Below are 23435 nucleotides of genomic sequence, written 5' to 3'. Positions count from 1 at the left end.
TGTTCTGCGGTGCGAACGTCCGTCCATGTCGAACGACCGGGACGACCCCGACCGGGACGACCGAGCGGACCTCGAAGACCGAATCGAGGAGTTGGAAACCACCCTGCGCGGCCTCCAAACGGAACTCGGCCGACCGCCGCGCGGGCCGATGGGACTACCGCGTCCGCCGACGCCCCGCGAGGTGCTCTCGTTTACCGGCGAGTACGCCATCCCGACGCTCATCTCCATGCTGGAGGCGAACGTCCGCGCGCTCAAGGCCCTCCAGCAGATCATCCGCCTCGTGGATCCCGAGTACGACCCCACCGAAACGGCACGCTCCGACCTCAGCGCACGCGCCGGACGGGCGAGTCGGGCCACCCTCGATCGGTTGCAGGACACGCTGAACGACGTCGAAGGCGCCCTCACCGAAGGTGGCCTGCCCGAGGAACCGCGCGCCCGTCGCATCCTCGAAGACGCCCGCCGCCTCAGCGAGGACATCGGTGACGAAATCGCCGCCGGAAGCGAACGGGCCGACGAGGGACGCGAACTCGCGGACGCGGCGGACGAAGAGATGGAGGAAGAGGAGGACGAACAACCGCAAGTCGACGTGGACGCCGAACTGCGCTCCATTCGCGACGAGTTGGACGTTCGGGGCAACGGACACGGAGAAGACGACTCGGCGGACGATGGGCCGACCTCGGGGAGTACGGACGATTCGGACGACGAAAACGACGTGTAAATCTCCTTCTCCCGGTCGTACTCTCTCGCTCGTTCTCGTCGGTCAGAGAAACGGCCGCCGTCGTTCAGTCGGCCGGTTCGAACCGATAGCCGTCCCACTCTTGACTCGCCTTCTCTCGGATCCCGGCGTCGGGGTCGCGGAGGTCGTCGGCGTAGACGGGTCGCACTTCGTCGCCGATTTCCACGCCGTCGGTCGTCAGTTGCCCGATGGCCCGCACCGACTCGCCGTCCACGTCGAACTCGACGATGGCGATGTGGTTCGGTTGTCGGACGCCGGACGGCGTGGCCGTGCTGGTCGTCCACGTCACGACCTCGGCGGTCCTGTCGCTCAGGTCTACCGTCTCGTCCTGCGGCTCGGCACACGTCGGGCAGCGCGGGTGGCCCGGATACGAGAGGTGGCCGTTCGGACAGCGATGCGCGTCGAACGTTTCGTTTCCGTTCATGCTTGCTCCATGATGGTGGTGATGACGCAGTTGCCGAATCCGCCGACGTTGCACGCGAGGCCGACTTCGGCATCGACCTGCCGTTCCCCGGCGTCGCCGAGTAACTGCTGGTGGAGTTCGTACGCTTGTGCGACGCCGCTCGCGCCGAGCGGGTGGCCCTTCGATTTCAAGCCGCCGGAGGTGTTGATCGGCAGGTCGCCATCGCGGTCGGTGATTCCCTCTTCGACGGCTTTCCAGCCCTCTCCCTGCTCGAAGAAGCCGACGGCCTCGCTCTGCAGGAATTCGAGGATGGTGAACATGTCGTGGAGTTCCGCCACGTCGATGTCGTCCGGCGTTCGGTCGGCCATCTCGTAGGCGAGTTCGCTGCTCTCGACGGCCGCACCCATCACCGTCGGGTCGTCGCGTTCGTGAACGACGTGCGTGTCGGTCGCGCCGCCGATGCCCGAAACGACGGTGTACTCGTCGGTGTACTGCTTCGCCTCGGATTCGGGGCAGAACAGCAACGCCGCGCTCCCGTCCGTGATGGGACAGAAGTCGTAGAGGCGGAGCGGGTCGGCGACGATCGGCGACTCCATCACCGTCTCCAGATCGACTTCCTTTCGGAACTGCGCGTGTGGGTTGTCCACGCCGTTCCGGTGGTTCTTGACGGCAACCTTGGCCAAACTCTCGCGCGGCGCGTCGTACTCGTGGAGGTAGCGCCGGGCGGTCAACCCCGCGAAACTCGGCAACGTGAGGCCGTGTTTGTACTCGACGGGATGCGTGAGCGAGGCGATGACGTCCGTCGCCTCGGCGGTCGATTTGTGGGTCATCTTCTCGCCGCCGACGAGGAGGGTCAGGTCGCTCGCCCCCGAGGCGACCGACTGCCACGCGGCGTAGATTCCGGCCCCGCCGCTCGAACTCGTCTGGTCGATTCGTTGCGTGTACGCCGGAAGCGCGCCGAGGTCGTGTGCCAGCGCGTTCGGCACGCCGGTCTGGCCCTCGAACTCGCCGCTTGCCATGTTCGAGACGTAGAGGTGTTCCACGTCCGACGGCGAGACGTCCGCATCGTCGAGGCAGGCCGACCCCGCCTCCGCCAACAGTTCGCGTATCCACGCGTCACGCTGCCCGAACTGGGTCATCGACGCGCCGATAATTGCGACTCGTTCCATAATCGCAACAACGAGGGGATGGGTTTAGAAGCTTGAGTTTCGCGGCAGAAAACCTATGCTGGTGGATTGCTTCGCTCGGTGATATGAAACGACGGGCGCTTCTGGCCGGTCTGACCGGCCTCTCCGCGGGTTCGACCGCGGGATGCCTCCACGTCCTCGGCTCTCCTTCCGCGAGCATCGGCAACCTCGCGCTCATCAACGAAGATACGGACCCGCGCGTCTTCCACATCGAAATCGAGCGATACGGAACGACCGTCGCCACCCTTTCGAAGCGGGTCGACGGTGCGGATGACGAGAACCGCGAAGGAAACGCCGTCGTCTCCGGTGATTGGGGAAAACCGGGACGGTACGACGTCACCGTCCGAGTTGCTGACGCACGCGGTCACGTGGCGATGGATGACGACGACTGTAACGACATCGTCATATCGTACTCGTCGGGGCGTCTCGGGTTCTTCACCGATCTCTACGACGACGGATGTTCCAGCTGACGCCGTTGCTGTCCGTCGGATGACGTGAGACAGAACCAAGGTCCTTCGCCGCCTATTTTTCTGTGCCGTGGCAAACGACAAAGACGATCTGAGTTCCATAACGGGACTCCCGGAAGAACTCGGCATCGACGAAGACTTGGGGCGAACCGAACAGCGCCTCGTCATCCGGACCGAGAAACGACGCTACGACAAGCCGGTAACCATCGTCGAGGGGTTCGACCCGAGCGAGGTGGACGTAAAGGACCTCGCCTCCGAACTCAAGCGGAAGATGGCCACCGGGGGGACGGTACACGAGGGGGCGATAGAACTACAGGGCGACCACCGTAAGCGTGTCACGGACGTCCTACAGGACAAGGGATACGCAGTCGAGTAAGGAAGCGACCGGTCACGAACTTCACACCGTCAGGTATCGGTGTTCGATACACCGTATTTTCCGATCCGATAGTTTCGACCGTCCCACCGCGAAACGATCCGTTGTCGTACCCGTTGTAGTCACGCGTACGGCGGAGTCTCGATTTTCAGGCGCGGACGTTTCTATCGGGTTTCCACGAACCGAAGCACGCCTTTGCCGACTCCGAATCCGAGCAACGCGCCGCCGACGCCGAGGAGGCCGAATCCGATGGCTAGCGCCCAAATCGGGGCCTCTCCCGGAGCGGTGTGACCCATGAAGTCGAGACCGCCGAGGACGAGGGCGAACAGGACGCCGGGTGCGAGACCGACGGCGAGGCTGGCGGGGAAACCGCCGCCGCGAAACGCGCTCACGGCGGAGATGAAGGGAGGTGCGTAAAACAGCACGGCGGGGAGCAGAAACGCGTCCATGGGTCCCGATCCCTCGCCGAGCGCCGCGACGACGAGAAGGGCGAAGACGACGAGGGCGTACCCCCCGACGAAAACCCACCAGTGTTGCGTACGCTCCCCCGACCGCCCCCAGAGTTCCGAGACAGTTGTCATCCACTCGGCGTGCAACGGCGAGGAAAATAAACGTTCATCCGATATGCCATCTTTCGACCGGGATCGAGAAACAGTTTTCCCGTGGCGCTTCGAATCACGAATAAGCATGACATACAGTGACACCGAGACGTCATCTCGGGAGGAGCTGCGTGCGCTGCAGGACGAGCGACTCGCCGAAACGGTCGCTCACGCCTACGAAAACGTCCCGTTCTACCGGCAGGCTCTCGACGACGCGGGTATCTCGCCGGACGACATCGAGAGCGTCGAAGACGTGTCGGAACTGCCGTTCACGACGAAAGAGGATTTCCGCGACAACTACCCCGACGGGATGTTCGCGGTTCCGCGCGGAGAACTACGGCGAATTCACGCCTCCTCGGGAACGACGGGGAAGCCGAAAATCGTCGGCTACACCGAATCGGACCTCGGCGTCTGGCGCGAGGTGATGGCCCGTTCGCTCGCCGCCGCGGGCGTCGAACCCGAACACGTCGTCCAGAACGCCTACGGCTACGGGCTGTTCACGGGTGGTCTCGGATTCCACGACGGCGTGGAGGAACTCGGTGCCTGCGTCATCCCCGTCGGCGGCGGCAACACCGCCCGGCAAATCGACATGCTGCAGGATTTGGAAAGCGACGTCCTCTCCTGTACGCCCTCCTACTGCCTCTACATCGCGGAGGCGATGGAAGCGCGCGGTATCGACCCGCACGACCTCCCACTTTCGACCGTCATCATCGGCGCGGAACCGTTCACGGACCCGATGCGCGAGGAGATAGAGGACGCCCTCGGCGTGACCGCGGTGGACGTGTACGGCCTGTCCGAAATCATCGGGCCGGGCGTCTCCATCGAGTGCGCCGAGGCGCAGGACGGCCAGCACGTCTGGGAGGACCACTTCTATCCCGAAGTCGTGGACCCGAACACGGGCGAACCGCTCCCCGAAGGCGAGGAGGGGGAACTGGTCATCACGAGTCTGACGAAGGAAGCCCTGCCCGTCCTTCGCTACCGAACCGGCGACATGACGACGCTGAACTACGAGCGGTGTGACTGCGGACGCACGATGGTCCGGATGGGTAACGTCACCGGCCGCGCCGACGACCTGCTCATCGTTCGCGGCGTGAACGTGTACCCGAGCCAGATCGAGGAGGTGATGGTCGATTTGGACGCCGTCGCACCCCACTACCGCATCGACCTGCGGCGCGACGGCCAACTCGACAAGATGGAGATAACCGTCGAGTACCACGAGAGCTTCGAGGATTCGCCCGCTGAACTCCGCGAGCGAATCCACGCCCGACTGCGGGAGATTCTGGACGTCAAACCCGACAAACTCGAGGTGGTCGAACCCGGCGCCATCGAACGAACCGAAGTCGGGAAGGTAAAGCGCGTCTACGACCACCGCTGACGCCGCCGCTCCTCGAACCGTTCGCCCCATGGGTCCGCGTCGAGGGCGGAGGAGGCAAATTTTTGTATCGTCGTTCGGTACGGGGCGTGACGATGCAGGTCAAGATGTTCAAGACGCCCACGTGCGGGCGGTGCCCGAACCAGATAGCGATTCTCGAAGAACTGGACGCGAGAGGAGCCATCGAGTTCGACACGGAGGAAAACGTCATCGACGCGATGGAAAACATGGACGAAGCGAACCGGTACGCGGTCAGGTCGTTCCCGACGACGGTTCTCCTCGAAGATGCGGGAAGCGTCGTGCAGCGGTTCACCGGCCTGACGCCGGCCGAGAAAATCGAGGCGGAACTGTAATCCGCGGACGCCGTCATCGACGGCCCTCGACTTCGTTCAGAGCCAGTTCCCCAACAGCGAGTCGCGTCGGTCCGTCCGTTCGACGCTGACGACGGTGCTGTACGCCGAGGACCGCACGTCTGCCGTCGTCGAACCGAAGACGAACTCCCGAAGCCTGTTTTTCTGCGGTGCGCCGAGGACGGTAACGTCGTAGTACTGCGATTGGTCGACGATAGCGTCGGTGGCGTCGTCGGCTTCGAGAATCCATTCATCCACGGCGGAGAACTCGCCCAGACGCTCGCTCGCCGCGGCGATGTATCGGTTCGCGTCGGCGTGAGCGCGTTCGTCCTCGGAACAGGGGACGACGTGGAGGAGTTCGAGCCAGGCACCGTATTTCTCGGCGATGTATCTCGCCATGTCCACGGCCAACCCCGAATGCGGCCCGCCGGCGACGGGGACGAGAATCGAGGACACGTCGGGTGAGAGGTGGTTCCCGCCGACGGAGATAACGTCACAATCGACGCGGCCCCCGACGCGCGTCGCGACGCTTCGACCGAACGCCGTCGGCGTCATCGACTCCGACTCGTCGACGACGACGACGCCGGCGGAGAACTCCTCGCTCGCCTCCCGTGCGATGGTCGAGTAATTCCGGCCGACGCGGGCCGCCGCACGAGTTTCCAGGTCCAGCGACGAATCTACCGTTGTCAGGCTTCGACGGGCCATCTCTCGGCGCTCGTCCAACATACCGTTGGCGAGCGAGAGCGGCGTTCCGGACGACCTGACGGCCGCACTGACGAGTATCAACTCGCCGCCCCGGGCGTTGGCCAACGTCGCCGCGAACGAAACGGTTCGTTCGGTACCGGTCCCGTCCGACAGAACGACGACGTTCCGTCGAGGGGGCCGCACTCCACTCGGTGCGTAAAGCAGCGATGGAGTCCACGCCATGCGACTCGTGTTCATACATCATGCCATTTTCCCAAACAGCATAAATCACACCATTATCCGACCGAATTTAGAATTTAAGGCCAAACTTACGATAAAATTCTCATTTCTTTCAGGATATATTTTTAAAGGCGTTTACCGCTCGCAGTTCTCGATGTAACTATCATCTCGATAAAAATAGGCTTCGAATATCACTATCGAAGACCCAGTGACTGGGGTCGGATGTAACGGAAACCGGTAGTGGAATTCCGTCTTCCCTGTCGACACGCTCGGCGGGGAAAATGGGTATTCCCGTCACTCAGGGCTTGTACACCCTGCCGCGGAAGATGGCGATTTCCGCGCCCCTCTCGTTTTTCTCGTCCCCTCCGTTTTCGTCACTCTCCTCTCCCTCGACACGAACCCCGACTCGATACGACCCGGTACGTCGAGTTTCGTCCTCGCGTTCTGCGACCGCGACGAGCGTCTCACCCACCTTCGCCGCCGAGAGATAGGAGATGTTCGTCTCCAGCGCGAGGGCGGTGTCGCCGTCGGCGTTCGACGCGGCCGCGAACGCCGCATCCGCGAGCGAGTAGACGGCCCCGCCGTGGGGCGTCCCGTGGAAGTTCAGGAGTTCCTCCCGAACCGTGAGTTCCGTTCGCGCCGTTCCCGATTCGAGGTTCGTGAGTTCGATTCCGAGCGTGGCACAGAAGGGGTCGCTTGCGATTTCGTCGTATCTCTCGTCCGGGACATTCGCCATGTGGCGGTTCCGCACAGTAGTTACTTATATTCTTCCCGAGTGGGGTTCGACATGGCTTACAGCTACGAACCGCACTACTTCGAGGACTTCGAGGAGGGCCAGACGTTCGAGAGCGTCGGCCGGACGGTCACCGAGTACGACTTCGTAATGCATTCTGCCTTTACGGGCGATTGGACGGAACTCCACACGAACAAACACTACGCCGAGGACGAGTACTTCGGCGAGCGCGTCGCCCACGGACCGATGACGTTTTCGCTAGCGACCGGGTTCGTCTACCGCTGCGGCTTCTTGGAGCGCACCGTTCTCGCGTTCCTCGGCATGAACTACATGGATATCCCCGCCCCCGTCCACATGGACGACACCATCTCGCTCGACATGGAGGTCATCGAGACGAAGGAACTCTCCAGTCGCGACGACGCCGGACTCGTCGTCATCGACACCACGATGACCAATCAGGAGGACACCGTCGTCTTCGAGGGCGACATGAAGTTCCTCATCAAGCGTCGTGACTGAACGTTCGAAACGACCGGATTGTTTTTATTCTTCTAACAAGTGATGGGTAGTATGAAACGCCGTACGTTCCTCGGTGCCAGCACCGGACTCGGCATCGCCGCCGTTACCGGCGGGTTCCTCGGCCGCGACCTCCTCCATCACGACCTCACCATGGACTGGGGGTACGGCAAACTGCACGACAGCGACGACAGGTTCATCGAGGGTGGGTTGAGCGATTCGAATCCCAAAACGCAGTACTTCGCGGCGGTGCTGACGAGCGAACTCGGTGCCAAACGATTGAACGCCGAAACGGTCGGCGAGGGGATGTCGGACCTGATGGCAACGAACTTCGACGACCGGTTCCTCCTCGTCTCGGAGTTGCGAACCACGGCGGAGAATCCGTTCCTCGTCTCCCCCATTCCCGGTGGAGTCGCTCGAAGCGGCGTTTGGTCGATCCGTGCGGCGATGATGCGCGAACCGACCGAACGCACCGATGCGACCGAAACGAGTTCGCTCGTGTATTCGAACGTGACCGTCGTGGACCGCGATTCGCTTCCTGCCCCGAACGACGTTCGCATCGACGTGTACGACTCCATCCACGCAAATCGACGGATCGGAACGTTTCGTAGCGACTGACGCCGATTTCGGCGGTATCAGTCATCCTCCGTGGTTCCGTCCCGTCCGAACATCCTATATCTCCCCCTGGTAATAAAATCGACATGGTTTCCGACGCGTTCGTCATCGCCGTCGTCTTCTGCACCTTCGGTCTGCTGTTTTTCAATCAAATCCGCGTCTACCCCCTCAGTCGGTCGCTGACGAGCGCGACGGGTGCCGTCGTCGTCCTCGCGCTCGGAGCGATTTCGCCCGACGAGGCGCTCGCCAGCGTCGATACGAGCACGCTCCTCTTGTTGTTCGGCATGCTCGCCCACGTCGAGGCGCTCTCTCGGAGCGGCTTTTACGGGTGGGCGGGGTCGTACCTCGTGGATTTCACCGGGACGGCGAGACGGCTGACCGTGGGAACGCTCGTCGTCGCCGCCGCCTTCAGTTCCGTCGCGCTCAACGACGCGACGGTCCTGCTGTTGACGCCCATCCTCGTGCAGGTGATTCGCAACGCCGACATCGACCCCGTGCCGCCGCTCATCGCCGTCGTCCTCGGCGCGAACATCGGCAGCGCGGCGACGCCGCTCGGCAATCCGCAAAACGCCTACATCCTGAATCGAAGCGGCCTGACATCCGTCGAGTTCGTCGCTCACCTCGCGCCGGTTGCACTCGTGTGCCTCGCCATCGCGGCGGTCGTCCTCGTGCCGATTACGGCCGCCGGGACGACGCTCCCCGCGATTCCCGTCCCCGACATCGACGAGCGGTGGGCGCTGTCGAGCGTCGCGTTCCTCCTCGCCACGTTCGCCCTCCTCATTGCTTTCCCGAACTCCGACCCAGGCATCATCGCCGCATCGATGGGAATTCTCCACATCTCGTGGCTCCAGTTGTTTCGTCGGGTTCCCGGCGAGGAGATACTGCACGGGATGGACTGGAGCATCATCGTCCTGTTCGTCGGCATCTTCGTCCTCGTCGGGAGTTTGGAGGAAACGTCGCTGATGGAACTCGTCTCCGGGTTCGGCGCTGGGTGGCGGTTCGCCGGACTGACGTTCGTCCTGTCGAACCTCATCAGCAACGTTCCGGCCGTCGTCCTCCTCTCCTCGGGCGTCACGAGTCAATCCGGGTGGCTGGTCCTCTCCGCGGTCAGCACGCTCGCCGGAAACGCCACGCCCATCGCCAGCGCGGCCACGCTCATCGCGTTACAGCAGGCCGCCCGCAGAGGAGTGGACATCTCAATCTGGCGGTTGCTGTCGGTGGGTGTCCCCGTCGCAATCGTCACCAGCGCCGTCGCCGTCCTCATGCTCGGCGCGGGACTCTGACGGTCTGACGGGACCCGCACTACTGCAGCGTCACGTCGTCGATGACGACCCGTTGTCCGCAGTCGAGATACGCGTCGTAGCCGATGCCGCCGGACGACCACATCCCGTCGCTCCCGGAAACCCTCGCGACGCGATTGCCGTCGGCGTCTCGAAGCGTCGCCATGTGGTTGCCCTCCTCGCTCCAGTCCACGACGAGTTCGTACCACGCCTTCTGCGAGAGGGTGTAGCCGGACGAGTCCGAATCCAGTCGCCGTGCCGTCCCGTCCTCGTAGCGGAACAACATGAGGTCGGCGTTGGCGATGTCCACGCGGACGAAGTATCGGTTGTCGGCGTCCTGCACGCCGTAGGAGAGGTTGACGTCCGCCGCGCCGCCGTCGCCGCGAAGCCAGTAACTGACCGTTCCGCCCGCCGAGGGATACGTCGGGAGGCCGTCCGTACTCGTCATCTCCGTGGCCGTGTCGGCGATCGAGAGCGCGCTCTTTCCGGTTCGTTTGGGCGACGAAACGACGCTCGCTCCGGATTCGCCGCGGTCGAACGAGTAATTCGACAGCGTGTCGTCCTTGAACCGATCGACCGTCGTGTTCACGTCGTCAGGACAGGTCGAATTCGCGCACTCCGCGGTTCCGATCGAGTTGTTCTTTCGTATCACGTCGCTCGAATGATCGAGGGCGATGGCGTCCCCGGTCACGTCGAACGAACCGCCCTTCACCCTGCTTTCGTCACAGTACTGAAGAAGAAGGCCGTCCCGGTCGTTGCCGGTCTGTTTCACACAACAGGACCAGAAGACGGAGTTCGGACGGCCGAAGGCGCGGAGGGCGGCGCTGCCGGGATTCCCGTTGCCCGTGTGGTCCGCGTCGCCCTTCACCTCGACCTTGGAACAGACGACCGGTGCGGGCGTCGAATCCGGTTTCACGGCGTACATCGCCGCCGTGTCGTCCGTACCGATTCGAATTCGGGTGTCCCGTATTTCGGTCGTCCCGCTCCCGGCGGCGACGATTCCCCCGTCGCTCGGCGCGTCGGCGACTTGCACCACGTCGCAGTTCTCGACGGTCGCGTCGTCGGCGAACAGCCAGATGCCGCGCATGTTCGTCGGGAAGTCCGGGTCGGAATGCGCGCGGTTGACGACGACACAGCAGTCCCGAACCGTGCCGCCGGACCCGGCGAGGCGAACGTTGGCGATGTTGTTGTTCTTGTACAGACCGCCGTTCACCGTCACGGTGCCGGTGCTCTTGCTCGACTCGTAGAGTCCGTTGTTCGGGAACCCCTCTATCCAGCAGTTCCTGAGTTCGAGGCTTCCCTTCATGTACTGGTGGACGAACAGACCCACCGCGCCACTCCCGTCGGGCGCACCGTCGGGGGCGCGCAGTTCCTCGATGAGTCCGGTTCCGTCCTCGCTGAAGAGGCCGAAGACGAACGGTCCCAGCGAACCGTCGTGAACACCCCGATGGAGAACGTCCCGAACGAGCAACCCGTCGTCCACGTTGATCTGCATCCTCGGCGCTTCGGGCGCACTTCCGACGTCGTGTCGAAATCCCTCGTACTGGATGTTGTACGACTCCCTTCCGCCGAGGGACAGCCACGATGCACCGGGATTCTGGGTGGCGCTATCCGGCGTGTCGAGGACGATGGTCGCGCCCGTTTCGACGCCGACCATCCCGAAGTCGTGGAGTCCTTCCCCGTAGTCGTACACCAACTCGGTGACGCGAAAGGTTCCCTGCGGGAACTCCAGTTTCGTGTTGCTCGCCAAGTTGTCGCGGAGGACGTCGTCTATCGGTTCCTCGCCGGTTGGGTCCATCCCGAGGTCGTCCACGACGTCGTACACGTCGTCGTACTGGAAGTCGTCCGGGTCCGGAACGTCGTTCGGTGCCGTCGTTTGGTCCGATATCGTCCCGTTCGTGCCTGCCGATGACGCCATCGTCGGGGCGATCCCGGCGGCGGTCCCCCCCGCAACCACCGCACTGCCTGCGATTTTCAGATACGACCGCCGGTCGAGCATCGCCGTTCGATCGTCTCGTGTATCGGATTTCTCGGACATCTTCGACAGAGACGCGCGTATAATCCATAAAATTAATACGTGGTTTAATTACTAAAATTATTGTTCATGATGGCAGGATCGGTGACGTGACTGCACGACGCCGGTTCGGCCATCTTTTTCACCTCTCCGGCGAACTATCGCGTATGACCCTCGACGTACTCGAAGGGGAGGAGACACCGATCATCGACACGCATGCCCATCAGCCCACGAAGGAATTCCTGGAGGACGCGGGCGGGCAGATGATGGAGGACGCGGCGAGCAAGTTCGGCGCGAAGATGGAGACGGACACCTACGAATCGTTCGTTGAGGAGTACCACGAGGCAGGTATCGGGCGAACGATTCTCCTCGGGTGGGACGCGGAGACGAACACCGGCAACCCGCCGGTGCCGAACGATTACGTCGCCGAAGTCCGCGACGAGTACGACGACTTCTTCATCGGCTTCGGTAGCGTTGACCCCCTGAAAGACGACTGCGTGGAGGAGGCCGAACGCGTCGTCAACGACCTCGACCTCTCCGGGTTCAAATTTCAGCAGATCGCACAGGGTTTCGACCCGAGTGCCACCGAACACGAGGAACTGTTCTCGACCATCGAGGACCTCGGAGTCCCCGTCGTCTTCCACGGCGGTAACTCCACGCTCGGTGCGGGCGCACCCGGCGGACGCGGCCTCAAAATCAAGTACGGCAACCCGATGCTCATCGACGACGTGGCGGCGGAACACCCCGACCTGCAAATCCTCCTGGCCCACCCCGCGTTCCCGTGGGAACAGGAGCAACTCGCCATCTGCCAGCAGAAGGGGAACGTCTACATGGACCTCTCAGGATGGCTGCCGAAGTACATCGACGACCAAGTCCTCCACTACGCGAAGACGCTCCTGCAGGACAAGGTGATGTTCGGGACGGACTACCCGATGATTCGGCCGGGACAGTGGTTGGACCAGTTCGAGGACCTCGACTTCCCCGAAGCGGTCCAGCGAAAGATCCTCTGGGAGAACGCCGAGAAGTTCCTCGACCTGTAGTCGGAACCTGGGTATACGACGGTCCGGGGCCACAATTCTATTCATTCCCGTTGCCGAACCAACAATCAATGGCGAAACGAGCGACCGAGCAGTGGGAATACCACACCATCAGGCCGCCGCGGGGGAGTACGAAAAAGGAGTCAATCGACCCCGTAAACGATCTGAACGATCTCGGCGAAGAGGGTTGGGAGTTGGTGTCGACCATCGAGTACGTCGGCGGGGGGACGAAGTATCTCGTCTTCAAGCGACCGGCATGGAGGGACGACGACGATTCGGATGAGTGAGAGCGACGACAACGGCGACCAGATCAGCACCGCCAACACGATGCGTGAGCGGGCGGGTGAAAGCCGAGCGAAACTGTGGATCGTTCTCGGCGCGAGACGGTTAGTCGTAACTGGCGTGATAGTCCTGCTCTTTTTCATCGCGTTCGTCCTCGCCGGGACGTTCCTGTATCCACCGCTGAAGTCCGCGGTAGCACGGAGCGACACCATCGAGACGATGTTCTCGACCCTGTTGGGCGCGAACATCACCGCGACGACGCTCGTCGTCACCATCACCCAGTTGGTCATCTCGCAGGAGAACGGCCCGCTCGGCGACCAACGCGGGCGGATGAGCGACGCGATGGACTTCCGGAACTTTGTCGGCGAGATGATCGGTCACACGACGCCATCCGACCCGTCCGCGTTCCTGAGCGAGATCATCGACACGACCGAGCGTCGGGCGAACGAACTGCGGGATTCGGTCGGCGAGGAAGGAAACGGGGAGTTGCGCGACGAACTCGACGAGTTCATCGACAGTCTCACCGGCAACGCCGATACGGTCAAGGAGAAACTCGACGGCGCGAAGTTCGGCACGTTCGACGTGCTGTTCGCGGCGCTCGATTTCAACTACTCGTGGAAGATTTTCCACGTCGAGCGGATGCGCGACGAGTATCGGGACGAGTTGTCGGACGACCAACTCCGTCGATTCGAGCAGCTGAAAACGTCGCTGTCGATGTTCGGTCCCGCTCGTGAACACATCAAGACGCTCTACTTCCAGTGGGCGCTCATCGACCTCTCGCAGATGATACTGTACGCCGCGATTCCCGCGCTGTTCGTCGCGGGTGCGATGCTCGCCTTCGTCGGAAGCGGGACGTTCACGGGGACGACACTCGGGTTTTCCGACATTCTGTTGGTCGTCGGCGGGGCGTTCAGCGTGACGCTGATTCCGTTCATGCTGCTCGTCTCCTACATCCTGCGCATCGCAACGGTCGCAAAGCGAACGCTCGCCATCGGACCGCTCATCCTGAGGGATTCACAGCGATGACGGGGAGGGACGCGAACCAAGAGGGGAACGGACGCTCGCGCCGAGCGTTCCTCGGTGCGGCCGCCGCGGCCGGACTCGTCGGCACGAGCGGTTGTCTGACCCTCGACCCGAAAGCGAGCGTCTCGGGAATCGACGACTCGGAGGTGTTCGAGAAGGTTTCGGTCAGCGAACCGTGGGCCAGCGGTCGGGTGAGCGCGAGCGTCAGTCTCACATCGGACGCGACGACGAGATACGGCGTCAGAAAACTCGTCGTCATCAGTTCGAGCGGGAGCGAGTTCGACACCGGTACCGTCCAGAGCGGCCAAACGTCGAAGAAGGTGTTCGTGCCGGTCGGCAAGTCCACGCTTTCGGCGGTCGATTTCGACGGCAAGACGGTCGATACGGTGTCCGTGAACGTCAGCGGCAACCGGATTCTGTAGGTCGGGGTTTCCGCGGTGAAATTCTTCACTGTCCCCGTCGTATGGGAGCGGGGAGATTGGAATGGAGGAATTCGATGTGGTCGTCATCGGCGGGGGAACCGGAAACAAAGTGGCGCTCGCGGCCGCCGACCGAGGGTTGGACGCGGCGCTCGTCGAACGCGGACCGCTCGGCGGAACGTGCGTCAATCGCGGGTGTAACCCGTCGAAGACGCTGATTCATCGCGCCGATGTCGCGGAAACCGTGCGCGGTGCTGGCGAGTTCGGACTCGACGCCGAACTGGATCGAATCGACTTCCCGCGTATCGTCCACGAAGTGACCGACGCGATGGCGGTCAAATCAGACCGGATGGAACGCGCCATCAGGGAGCGCGAAAACGTCACGCTGTTCCGCGAGGACGCGCGGTTCGTCGGCGAACGAACCCTCGAAGTCGGCGACGAGCGGATTCGGGGCGACAGAGTCGTCGTGGCGGTCGGCGCGCGTCCCGCGATTCCACCCATCGACGGTATCGAGGACGTGGATTACCTCACGAGCACCGACGCGCTTCGCCTCGACAGACGGCCCGACCGACTGGTCGTCATCGGCGGCGGCTACATCGCCGCCGAACTCGGTTACTTCTACGAAGCCCTTGGAACCGCCGTCACCATCATCGGGAGAAACGACGTCCTCGTCCCGACCGAGGACCGCGAAATCGCGAAGACGTTCACGGAAGTCGCCCGCCGTCGCCACACGGTTCACGTCGGCTACGAAGCCACCGCCGTGACGCAGGAGGACGGACGGGTGACGGTGACGGCGACAGCGGACGAGGGCGAACCGATTGCGGTCACGGCCGACGAGGTGCTCGTCGCGACGGGCAGACGACCGAACACCGACCGCCTCGACCCGGAAGCGGCGGGCATCGAACTCGACGACGGGGGTTACGTCGAGACGGACGAGTACCTCGAAACGAGCGCGGAAAACGTCTGGGCACACGGCGACGTTATCGGGACCTACGAGTTCAAGCACGCCGCCGACCACGAGGTGGAATACGTCGTGAAAAACGCCCTCGACGGCGAAGGTGAGGCGGTCGATTACACCGCTATGGGCCACGCGATTTTCACGTCACCGCAGGTTGCCGGAACCGGACGGACCGAGGAGGAACTGCGGGACGACGGACGGGAGTACCTCGTCGGACGATGTGCCTACGGCGAGACGGTGATGGGGAACGCGCTCAAGGACAGGGACGGATTCGTCAAGGTCCTCGCGGACCCCGACGGGGAAATCCTCGGCTGTCACATCATCGGTACCGACGCTTCGACGCTGATTCACGAAGTCCTCCTCGCGTTGGCGAGCGGGTCCGGGACGGTCGGCGACGTCACTGGGACGATTCACATCCATCCGTCGTTGAGCAAAGTCATCCTCAAGGCCTTCGAGGACGTCGAGTAGACGACGGCTCGTCAGTGCGTCGGCCGGAGTGTGTCCGATTGCGATGTGACTTACGGCGTGTCGCTCTGGGCGACTTTCGGTGCCCGTTTTCCGGACTCCACCATCCGCGTCTGCGGAGTGGGTTCGGTACAGCGTTGCTCCTCTCCGAACTCGATGGACGTGTGATGCACGTCGGAGTGCCGCGCCCGCTCCTCGACAGTGATTGTATCGAGGACGCGACCGCCGACAGTTTTCGGGAGGGTAGACGCCTCGTAGGCGTCGTCTATCGTGGGGGCGTCGAGGGTGCGGCGGACGACGCTTCCGTCTCTGTACGTGTAGGTGACCAACCAGACGGACATGTGGTTTCAACAGTAGCTTTTGACAGCGTGGGTGAAAGCTTTGTGGTATTGGACAAGATATTGGTATGAAAACAGACCAGTAGAAAAATGGGTGGTATAAAAATACGGACCAGTCAGCGGCCGGGGGCTAACCGCCGCAACCCGACGCGTGATTTCGTCCGGCGATAGCGCCGATACTGAATCGCGATGCCCGATCCGACGAGGAGCAACCAGAGGACCTCGTTCGTTCCGAGCGTCGTCCACACGTCGGCGTGAAACACCGGCAGGACGGTTCCCCACTGGCGCGCGAGTCGTTGGAGGATGGTCGCGCCGAAGAGGCTCGTCACGATCGTCAGGAACGGGAGGTAGAACCGCCAGACGAAAATACCGATGACGGCGGCGGCGGCCAGCGACCCGACGACGGGGTCTATGGCCCCGTTGAGCATCGGGATGGCTATCGACTCCATTCCGCCCGAACCGAGCGAGGAGTAGGCCACCGACGCGGCAGTGATGACACTCACCCCGATGATGACGAACCGTTGTGCCGAGTACGCGATTCGACTTCCGATGAACCCACCGATGAGGACTCCGACGAGCGACACGAGCAGGAGGTCCGGCGATGCGATTCCGAACGAAGGAGCGAGGGTTCGCGCGGCGAAGCTCCCGAACAGGGCACCGCCGAGACCGCCGACGAGCGACGTGAGTTGCGTCACGAATGAGTAGCCGAAGTAGGTGAACGCGAGTCCGATACCGACTGCGAACACAACGACGGCGGTCGTGAAGGGATCAGGGACCATTTCGTGTGTCATATCCTAGGTCCCGATTCCGTTAAATAGTTCGGTGGATTTTTGACAACAACTCCGCTTTCACGGTGATTTATCGGCCGGTTTCAGAGGCCGCACCAGCCGTCGATGAAACGCCATTCACACCGCTCCGAGGAACGGTGTGCCGGCCGCGATAAAGGACGACCGGCGGTGACGGTGGCTGATCGTGGTCACCGTCGGACCGCATCGAGCAGGTGGTATTCGAGGAACGCGCCCTCCCGCTCCACCACTTCCTCGAACAGGTCGCCGAAGAAGGCACCGAAGTGGTCGGTGTCGTATGCGACCCAGTTCACGTCTCGGAGCTTCGAAACCGTCGCGTCGATGGCACTTCGTGGTGCGAGTTGGTCCTCGGTCCCTTCCACGACGAAGGCCGGACAGTCGACGGCGTCGGCGTATTTGATGGGTCGATAGCGTCCCGTCTGGAGAATCACACGTGCGGCACACCGATTCCACTCCGCTCGCTCCTCGGGTCCCCACTCCTCCGGAAGCATCGCTTCGTGGCCCTCCTTCGAACCGGGTGAGGGGAGCGCCACCACTTCCCCCTCCTCGGCGTCACCGATGATTGGAATGTAATACGGCTCGCGACGAGCGTATTTTCGGGCGAGGTCCTTGAACGACGCCGCCGACATGCGCAGACCGTACTCCGGTCCCTGCTGGCCGACGACGTACCGGACGGTTCGAATCCCGTCGTACACGGGCGTCTGTCCGACGTAGGCATCGGCGTCCTCCCGGGCGGCGGTGATGAGCGCTTCCCCGCCACCGAACGAAAACCCCCATACGCCAAGTCGGTCGCCGTCGATATCATCCATCGCTCTGACGTGCGAAACCGCCGCCTTCCAATCGTCGAGTTGTGCGAACGGGTCCACGACGTTTCGCGGCACCCCGTCGCTGTCGCCGAGCGACCGGTAGTCGAACGTCAGCACGGACAGTCCGCGTTCGGCGAACCGTTCGGCGATGGATGGGAGGCACATCTCCTGCGTCAGTCCGAACCCGTGGCCCATGACCACGACCGGCGGCTTTCCGACGCCGGCCGACGCCGATTCGATCGGCCGATACAGCCACGCCGCACAGCGCGTTCCGTCGCTCTCGAAGTCGGCCCGTTCGCGTCGAATCGTTTCAGTCCGGGCCATGAGTCCTCATTCGAACGTCCTTCGAAGCGCCTCGCCGGCGCGTCGGCGCACGTCCTCCGCGGCTTCGACGCCCGGGAACGGGTCGGCGAGTCGGCGCATGTTGGCGAAGTCGTGAATCATGCCGTCGTAGTTGGTGTGGTCCACGCGGACGCCCGCATCGGAGAGCGCTTCGGCGTAGGCGTACCCCTCGTCCCGAAGCGGGCCGTATCCGCACGTAACCAACGTCGTTGGGGGTAGTTGGGCGAGCGTCTCTTCCGGTGCGCGAAGCGGAGACGCGCGGGGATTGGCCCCGTCGATGTCGTCGCGCAGGTAGTGATTCCAGAACCAGACCATCCCGCGGGCGGTCAGGAAGTATCCGTCCGCGTTCTCCTCGTACGATTTGGTGTCGTACGAGTGGTCCGTCACGGGATAGAGCAACACCTGACGCTCGATTTCGGGTGCATCGACTTCCTTTTCGACGGCCATCTGTGCGACGACCGTCGCCAAGTTGCCGCCCGCGCTTTCGCCGACGACGGCCAGTCCCCTGCCCGCGCCGATTTCGTCGGCGTTGTCAGCGGTCCACTTCGTCGCGAGATACGCGTCCTCGACGGCACCCGGGAACGGGTGTTCCGGGCCGCACCGATAGTCCACGGAAACGACGACGCAGTTACCCTCGTTGGCGAGCGACCGCGCGACGCCGTCGTGGGTGTCGAGGTCGCCGACGACCCAGCCACCGCCGTGGAAGTAGACGGCCGCGGGAAGCGATTCGCCGGGGGACGGGTCGTAGATTCGAACGCGGATGTCCCGCGCGTACGCCGGGATTTTTCGCTCCTCGACCGAGGCGACCGATTCGGGTTCCACGTCGGGGGTGAAAAGCCCGCCCAACAGCGCGCGGGCCTGTTCCGGCGAGAGATGCGAAAGGTCGGGGGCACCCTCCTCGACCAATTTGTCCAACAGTGCCTGTGCGTCGGAATCGAGTTCGTGAGCGCGTCGCTCGTCGGTTACTGTACTCATCGAACGCCATATGCTACCGATGGCCATAATCTCGTTGGCCAACCAACAGGTGCGTTGGATGTCAGACCTGTCTTCGAACGTACTCGTCCTCCATCGCTCCCTCCGCACAAAACGACAGCGACCCTACTTGAATTCGTTACAGGAAATCCTCATGGTATCGCCGGACGTATCCGAATTCGGTGATATCGATGAGCGAATACGAACTACCGCCGCTCCCGTACGACTACGACGCACTAGAACCGCACATCTCCGAGCAGGTGCTGACGTGGCACCACGACACGCACCATCAAGGCTACGTCAACGGATGGAACGGTGCCGAGGAAACCCTCGCGGCGAACCGCGACGAAGGCGACTTCTCGTCCTCGGCGGGTGCCATTCGGAACGTCACCCACAACGGCAGCGGCCACGTCCTGCACGACCTGTTCTGGCAATCGATGGGTCCCGACGGCGGCGACGCTCCCGAGGGCGCGCTGGCCGACCGCATCGAGGAGGACTTCGGTAGCTACGAGGCGTGGAAGGGCGAGTTCGAGGCCGCCGCGAGCGCCGCCGGCGGCTGGGCGCTTCTCGTTTACGACTCCTTCAGCAACCGACTCCGGAACCTCGTCGTGGACAAACACGACCAGGGCGCACTTTGGGGTAGTCACCCGATTCTCGCCCTCGACGTGTGGGAACACTCCTACTACTACGACTACGGGCCGGACCGCGGCGACTTCGTCGACAACTTCTTCGAGGTCGTCGATTGGGAGGAATCCGCCGACCGCTACGAGCAGGCCGTCGAACTGTTCGAGTAACGCGACGCGACCACAACTATCGGAGTACCACTATTTTTGCCAGTGACGCGGTTCTGTCGCCCGAGACCGGAGATACCGCCGTGAACCATCGTGAAACTCCCGCCGTCTCAGCGTACGAACTCTGATCGGAGGAGTTCGGTGATGAGTTTCAACTCCGCCTTCTGGAGGTGTTCCGAAACCGTGTTCGGGGCACAGTCGAGTCGAGCGGCCACGTCCTCGTGTGTCGCGCGTCGCGGATGCTCGTAGTATCCGAGGTCGAAGGCCGCGAGCAGCGCCTCCCGTTGCCGGTCGCTGAGATCGGAGAGCGGGGTTTTACGACTCCGGTCGAACTCCCCGATAGCGCTGATTTCGAGGTTTATCTCCGGAGGAAACCCGCCGACCGCGTTCTGAAGAACCGCCGCGCTTCCCACGAGACGGGCGTGAACCTGCCCGTCGCGGTAGACCAACGGTTTTTCGACCACCAACCCCTCCTGCGTAATGGTTGCGACCATCCTCTTCAACAGCGGAACGGCGTCGGGTTCGAGTACGGCGAGAAGCGTGAATCGGTCCTCGGATACCCGCGTCGTATCCACCGACCGTATCCCGGTCACGCTGACCGCCTGGTCCCGAAATCGCTCCCTCTCTCCGTCGACTTCCAAGAGGGCAGTTACGGCGTCCTCGGAGAGGTTCCAGTCGTACAACCGCGCCTCGTCGACGAACGACGACCGCGCGAGCAGATCGAAGATCTCCGGCGTTCGCTTCGGGTCGGGCGTGCCGGTGAGCCGAGCGTACTTCATACGGGACGCTATATTCGCATACTCATATACTAGCCGACCATACCCGGGATAACGATTTACGGCTCATAACTCCAATCGTCTCCTAGATATCCGGTAGTGGCGTCCGTTACAGGGAGAACTGTCCCGGACGCCGTTACCGACTCACGAGCCAGAAAGACAATGGACTACTCACGAGCGGATTTCCACGATGCAGCCTTCACCCTCGCGTTCGGAGACGAGAGCGCGACCGACCCGTGTGTCACCGGCGGGAAGGGTGCGAACCTCGCCCGTCTCGTCGACGCGGGTATCGCCGTCCCGACGGGGTTTTGCGTGACGACGAACGCGTATCGGACCCTCGTCACCGATCCGGAAACCCGTCGAGTGATCGAAGCGGTTGACGAACTCGACCCGACGGACGCGGACCGTATCGGCGAACTGGGCGCGACCATACGGGAACGCATTCGAAACGCTTCGTTTCCAATCGACGTCCGGGACGCTATCGAAACCGCGCTGGCAGACCTCGACGCGGATACCGTGTCCGTGCGGTCGAGTGCGACCGCCGAGGACCTCCCGACAGCGTCGTTCGCCGGGCAACACGAGACGTATCTCAACGTCTCACCCGACGACGTCCTCGACAGGGTACGCGATTGCATGGCGAGCCTGTACACCGACAGAGCGGTCACGTATCGGCTTCGAAACGACGTTCCGAGTTCGGACGTCGCGCTGGCAGTCGTCGTACAAACGATGGTCGATGCGGACACGGCGGGAGTGCTCTTCACCGCGGACCCGATTACGGAGAACAGACGCGTGGCCGTCATCGAAGCGAACTACGGACTCGGCGAATCAATCGTCGCCGGGGAAGTGTCCGCCGATACGATTCGCTTCGACCGCGAGCGTGATACCGTTCTATCGTACGATATCGGTCGGAAAACGGTTCGGGTGCGATCGGGGGACGAAGGCGGTGTCGAACGCGGGACCGTTCCCGACGATTTCAGGGGCCGGCGTGCGCTCTCGGGGGAGCGGGTGCATCGACTCGTAGAGTGCGGCGAGGAAATCGAGGATCTGTTCGATGGGCCACAGGACATCGAATGGGCGTTTCGAGACGGGGAACTGTTCGTCCTCCAGTCCCGTCCCATCACGTCCCTCTTTCCGCTCGTTTCGCCCCAACCGGACGACGGCCTGTTGCACGTGTACATGAGTTTCGGACACCAGCAGGCCATGCCGGAGGCGTTGCCGCCCCTCGTCGTGGATTTCTGGCGGTCGTTCATCGACGGCGGGGTCGAACGCTTTCGACCACCGGAGTCGGGAGGATTGTCCGCGGAAGCCGGGAATCGAGTGTACGTCGATTTGACGCCCCTCGTTCGACTCGCACCGTTCCGACGGCGGGTGCCGAACGCGTTGTCGTTCCTTAGCGAACCGGCATCCGACGGACTCCGGGAAGTGTTGCGGGACCGAGGACACGACATCCCGGAACGCGGACGAATAGCAGCGTGGGTGCGGGTACTCCGAGCGATCCGACGTGCCGGGCCATCGCTCCGGCCTATCGTGTTCGAGGCGCTGTTCCGGTTCGTTCGCTCGCTCGTGTTCGGTCTTCCCGAACTCGACGAACTGTGGGCGTGGAGCGACGCGTGGGGAAACAAAGAGGCGAGCAAACTCCGCGCACCGCAAACGACGGAAGGACGCGTTCGAGCGATCTTCGGGGGCATCGATATCGTCGCCTTCTTGGGACATATCGCACCGAAAGGCGCGTCGATACTTCCGGGCGTCGTTGCAGGGCGCCTGCTCGGGAAGGTCTTCCCCGACGCGACGGACGAGATGGACGCCATCGGAAAGGGATTTCCGGACGAAGTCGTCACTCGAATGAACGGCGAACTCGGGGAGTTGGCGGCGCTCGCCGGGAACGCCCCTGAAGTGAAGGCGGCGCTCGATTCGGGCGCATCGCTGGACGAGATTCGAACTCGTTCGGGCGGCGAGGGGTTCGTGGAGGCGTTCGAGTCGTTCATCGAGCGATTCGGCCATCGAGCGACGGGTGAAATCGACCTCCGTCGGCCGCGGTGGCGGGACGACCCGTCGGTGCTCCTCTCGACGATTCGGAGCAACGTTTCCCACGGTACGGAACGCGAAACCGGAGAACATATAGACGAACTGCAACGCCGTGCGACGACGGCCCAGCGCCGACTGGAAGCGCGAGCGAATCACGGACTACTGGGACCGATTCGAAAACGCGTCGTTCGCCACTTGATTCGAAGCTACCGGAAAGCGATGCCGTTCCGCGAATTCCCGAAACAGGGGATGGCTCACGTGTTCGCGACGGTCCACGAGATTTGTGCCGAGGCCGGGGAAACGCTGGCCGAGAACGGGCGCATCGAGCGCCCGGACGACGTTTGGTTCCTTCGGCGCGACGAACTCCTTGCCTTGCTGGGCGGGACCCCGGTGGACGTGGACATCGAATGGCGGCGACGGACCCACGAACGATACTCGAACCTGACCGCGCCGCCGTTGCTGACCGGCGAAGGCGAACATCCGACGGCCGCGCATAATCGGGACGTCGACGGGGAGATGCTCGTCGGGACGGCCGTCTCCGCGGGCGTGGTCGAAGGGACAGCCCGCGTCGTCCGGGACCCGTCCGAAGGGAGCCTCGAACCCGGTGAAATTCTCGTCGCGCCATCCACCGACCCCGGTTGGACGCCGCTGTTCCTGAACGCGGCGGGACTCGTCATGGAAGTCGGCGGGCGGATGACGCACGGTGCGCTCGTCGCTCGGGAATACGGCATTCCGGCGGTAGCCTCCGTCTCGAATGCGACCGCCGAGATTCGAACCGGCGATCGGATTCGAGTCGACGGCAAAAACGGAACCGTCGGACGGTTGTGAA

Annotated in this window: 26 protein-coding genes; 15 read left to right on the top strand and 11 right to left on the bottom strand. The window is 63.0% G+C overall.

The features are described from left to right. Positions 1-25 precede the first annotated feature (25 nt). On the top strand, positions 26-718 hold the full coding sequence (locus ACGYLY_RS06150) for a hypothetical protein (protein ID WP_395282486.1): 693 nt from the start codon (positions 26-28) through the stop codon (positions 716-718). A 64-nt stretch (positions 719-782) separates the two neighbouring features. Here the strand turns inward: ACGYLY_RS06150 and ACGYLY_RS06145 are convergent, their stop codons facing one another. Then, the gene (locus ACGYLY_RS06145) at positions 783-1160 is read right to left on the bottom strand and encodes a Zn-ribbon domain-containing OB-fold protein (protein WP_395282487.1); all 378 of its coding nucleotides are present in this window, start codon (positions 1158-1160) and stop codon (positions 783-785) included. Beyond that, positions 1157-2308, bottom strand: coding sequence for a thiolase C-terminal domain-containing protein (locus ACGYLY_RS06140; RefSeq protein WP_395282488.1), 1152 nt, complete (start codon positions 2306-2308; stop codon positions 1157-1159). The genes ACGYLY_RS06145 and ACGYLY_RS06140 overlap by 4 nt, the downstream gene beginning before the upstream one ends. An 83-nt stretch (positions 2309-2391) precedes the next feature. Here ACGYLY_RS06140 and ACGYLY_RS06135 point away from each other — a divergent pair, with 83 nt between their 5' ends. Then, positions 2392-2796, top strand: a complete 405-nt coding sequence (locus ACGYLY_RS06135) for a hypothetical protein (protein WP_395282489.1) — start codon at positions 2392-2394, stop codon at positions 2794-2796. 67 nt (positions 2797-2863) lie between these two features. Beyond that, positions 2864-3169 carry a translation initiation factor gene (locus ACGYLY_RS06130; RefSeq protein ID WP_395282490.1) on the top strand — a complete coding sequence of 102 codons (306 nt, stop codon included), beginning with the start codon at positions 2864-2866 and terminating at the stop codon, positions 3167-3169. Between the two features lie 161 nt (positions 3170-3330). On the opposite strand, the gene ACGYLY_RS06125 is transcribed toward ACGYLY_RS06130, so the two are convergent. Then, positions 3331-3747 (bottom strand): hypothetical protein, encoded by a 417-nt coding sequence (locus ACGYLY_RS06125; RefSeq protein WP_395282491.1) that lies wholly within the window; start codon positions 3745-3747, stop codon positions 3331-3333. 106 nt (positions 3748-3853) lie between these two features. On the opposite strand from ACGYLY_RS06125, the gene paaK reads away from it, so the two are divergent. Together paaK and ACGYLY_RS06115 are read left to right on the top strand one after the other, a co-directional pair. Next, a complete protein-coding gene (gene paaK / locus ACGYLY_RS06120; RefSeq protein WP_395282492.1) occupies positions 3854-5140 on the top strand; it encodes a phenylacetate--CoA ligase PaaK in 1287 nt (428 codons plus the stop codon). A gap of 92 nt (positions 5141-5232) precedes the next feature. Next, positions 5233-5490: a thioredoxin family protein gene (locus ACGYLY_RS06115; RefSeq protein ID WP_395282493.1), complete on the top strand. Its 258-nt coding sequence runs from the start codon at positions 5233-5235 to the stop codon at positions 5488-5490. A gap of 36 nt (positions 5491-5526) precedes the next feature. On the opposite strand, the gene ACGYLY_RS06110 is transcribed toward ACGYLY_RS06115, so the two are convergent. After that, positions 5527-6429: a universal stress protein gene (locus ACGYLY_RS06110; protein WP_395282494.1), complete on the bottom strand. Its 903-nt coding sequence runs from the start codon at positions 6427-6429 to the stop codon at positions 5527-5529. A 280-nt stretch (positions 6430-6709) separates the two neighbouring features. Next, positions 6710-7147, bottom strand: coding sequence for a hotdog fold thioesterase (locus tag ACGYLY_RS06105; protein ID WP_395282495.1), 438 nt, complete (start codon positions 7145-7147; stop codon positions 6710-6712). Positions 7148-7198: 51 nt separating this feature from the next. On the opposite strand from ACGYLY_RS06105, the gene ACGYLY_RS06100 reads away from it, so the two are divergent. The 3 genes from ACGYLY_RS06100 to ACGYLY_RS06090 all read left to right on the top strand — a co-directional run bounded on the left by ACGYLY_RS06100 (position 7199) and on the right by ACGYLY_RS06090 (position 9555). Beyond that, complete coding sequence (locus tag ACGYLY_RS06100; protein ID WP_395282496.1) at positions 7199-7660, top strand: MaoC/PaaZ C-terminal domain-containing protein; 462 nt, start codon at positions 7199-7201, stop codon at positions 7658-7660. A gap of 51 nt (positions 7661-7711) precedes the next feature. After that, entirely contained in the window at positions 7712-8275 is a 564-nt protein-coding gene (locus ACGYLY_RS06095) for a hypothetical protein (protein ID WP_395282497.1), read from the top strand. Positions 8276-8358: 83 nt separating this feature from the next. Next, entirely contained in the window at positions 8359-9555 is a 1197-nt protein-coding gene (locus ACGYLY_RS06090) for an SLC13 family permease (RefSeq protein ID WP_395282498.1), read from the top strand. Positions 9556-9574: 19 nt separating this feature from the next. Here the strand turns inward: ACGYLY_RS06090 and ACGYLY_RS06085 are convergent, their stop codons facing one another. After that, positions 9575-11590: a hypothetical protein gene (locus tag ACGYLY_RS06085; RefSeq protein ID WP_395282499.1), complete on the bottom strand. Its 2016-nt coding sequence runs from the start codon at positions 11588-11590 to the stop codon at positions 9575-9577. A 143-nt stretch (positions 11591-11733) separates the two neighbouring features. Here ACGYLY_RS06085 and ACGYLY_RS06080 point away from each other — a divergent pair, with 143 nt between their 5' ends. The 5 genes from ACGYLY_RS06080 (at position 11734) to ACGYLY_RS06060 (ending at position 15753) form a co-directional block, all read left to right on the top strand. Then, positions 11734-12606 (top strand): amidohydrolase family protein, encoded by an 873-nt coding sequence (locus ACGYLY_RS06080; RefSeq protein WP_395282500.1) that lies wholly within the window; start codon positions 11734-11736, stop codon positions 12604-12606. A 68-nt stretch (positions 12607-12674) separates the two neighbouring features. Next, positions 12675-12890, top strand: a complete 216-nt coding sequence (locus ACGYLY_RS06075) for a DUF4177 domain-containing protein (RefSeq protein WP_395282501.1) — start codon at positions 12675-12677, stop codon at positions 12888-12890. Next, positions 12883-13911 (top strand): hypothetical protein, encoded by a 1029-nt coding sequence (locus ACGYLY_RS06070; RefSeq protein ID WP_395282502.1) that lies wholly within the window; start codon positions 12883-12885, stop codon positions 13909-13911. The genes ACGYLY_RS06075 and ACGYLY_RS06070 overlap by 8 nt, the downstream gene beginning before the upstream one ends. Beyond that, on the top strand, positions 13908-14330 hold the full coding sequence (locus ACGYLY_RS06065; RefSeq protein WP_395282503.1) for a twin-arginine translocation signal domain-containing protein: 423 nt from the start codon (positions 13908-13910) through the stop codon (positions 14328-14330). Before ACGYLY_RS06070 ends, ACGYLY_RS06065 begins: the two co-directional genes overlap by 4 nt. Before the next feature lie 61 nt (positions 14331-14391). Continuing rightward, positions 14392-15753, top strand: a complete 1362-nt coding sequence (locus ACGYLY_RS06060) for a dihydrolipoyl dehydrogenase (RefSeq protein WP_395282504.1) — start codon at positions 14392-14394, stop codon at positions 15751-15753. 50 nt (positions 15754-15803) lie between these two features. Here ACGYLY_RS06060 and ACGYLY_RS06055 read toward each other — a convergent pair whose 3' ends face one another. The 4 genes from ACGYLY_RS06055 to ACGYLY_RS06040 form a co-directional block, all read right to left on the bottom strand. Next, entirely contained in the window at positions 15804-16091 is a 288-nt protein-coding gene (locus ACGYLY_RS06055) for a hypothetical protein (RefSeq protein WP_231183351.1), read from the bottom strand. Positions 16092-16204: 113 nt separating this feature from the next. Beyond that, a complete protein-coding gene (locus ACGYLY_RS06050; RefSeq protein WP_395282505.1) occupies positions 16205-16879 on the bottom strand; it encodes a hypothetical protein in 675 nt (224 codons plus the stop codon). 185 nt (positions 16880-17064) lie between these two features. After that, the gene (locus ACGYLY_RS06045) at positions 17065-18024 is read right to left on the bottom strand and encodes an alpha/beta hydrolase (RefSeq protein WP_395282506.1); all 960 of its coding nucleotides are present in this window, start codon (positions 18022-18024) and stop codon (positions 17065-17067) included. A 6-nt stretch (positions 18025-18030) separates the two neighbouring features. Then, a complete protein-coding gene (locus ACGYLY_RS06040; RefSeq protein ID WP_395282507.1) occupies positions 18031-19017 on the bottom strand; it encodes an alpha/beta hydrolase in 987 nt (328 codons plus the stop codon). A gap of 188 nt (positions 19018-19205) precedes the next feature. Here ACGYLY_RS06040 and sod point away from each other — a divergent pair, with 188 nt between their 5' ends. Continuing rightward, complete coding sequence (gene sod, locus ACGYLY_RS06035; RefSeq protein ID WP_395282508.1) at positions 19206-19808, top strand: superoxide dismutase; 603 nt, start codon at positions 19206-19208, stop codon at positions 19806-19808. Positions 19809-19915: 107 nt separating this feature from the next. On the opposite strand, the gene ACGYLY_RS06030 is transcribed toward sod, so the two are convergent. Beyond that, the gene (locus ACGYLY_RS06030; protein ID WP_395282509.1) at positions 19916-20584 is read right to left on the bottom strand and encodes a helix-turn-helix domain-containing protein; all 669 of its coding nucleotides are present in this window, start codon (positions 20582-20584) and stop codon (positions 19916-19918) included. Positions 20585-20743: 159 nt separating this feature from the next. On the opposite strand from ACGYLY_RS06030, the gene ACGYLY_RS06025 reads away from it, so the two are divergent. Beyond that, positions 20744-23434, top strand: coding sequence for a PEP/pyruvate-binding domain-containing protein (locus tag ACGYLY_RS06025; RefSeq protein WP_395282510.1), 2691 nt, complete (start codon positions 20744-20746; stop codon positions 23432-23434). The last annotated feature ends 1 nt before the right edge of the window (position 23435 follow it).

The organism is Haladaptatus sp. CMAA 1909 (genome assembly GCF_043952005.1).
GTDB lineage: Archaea > Halobacteriota > Halobacteria > Halobacteriales > Haladaptataceae > Haladaptatus.
The sequence above is the reverse complement of the archived record's forward strand: the minus strand, read 5'-3'. Positions and strand labels throughout refer to the sequence as shown.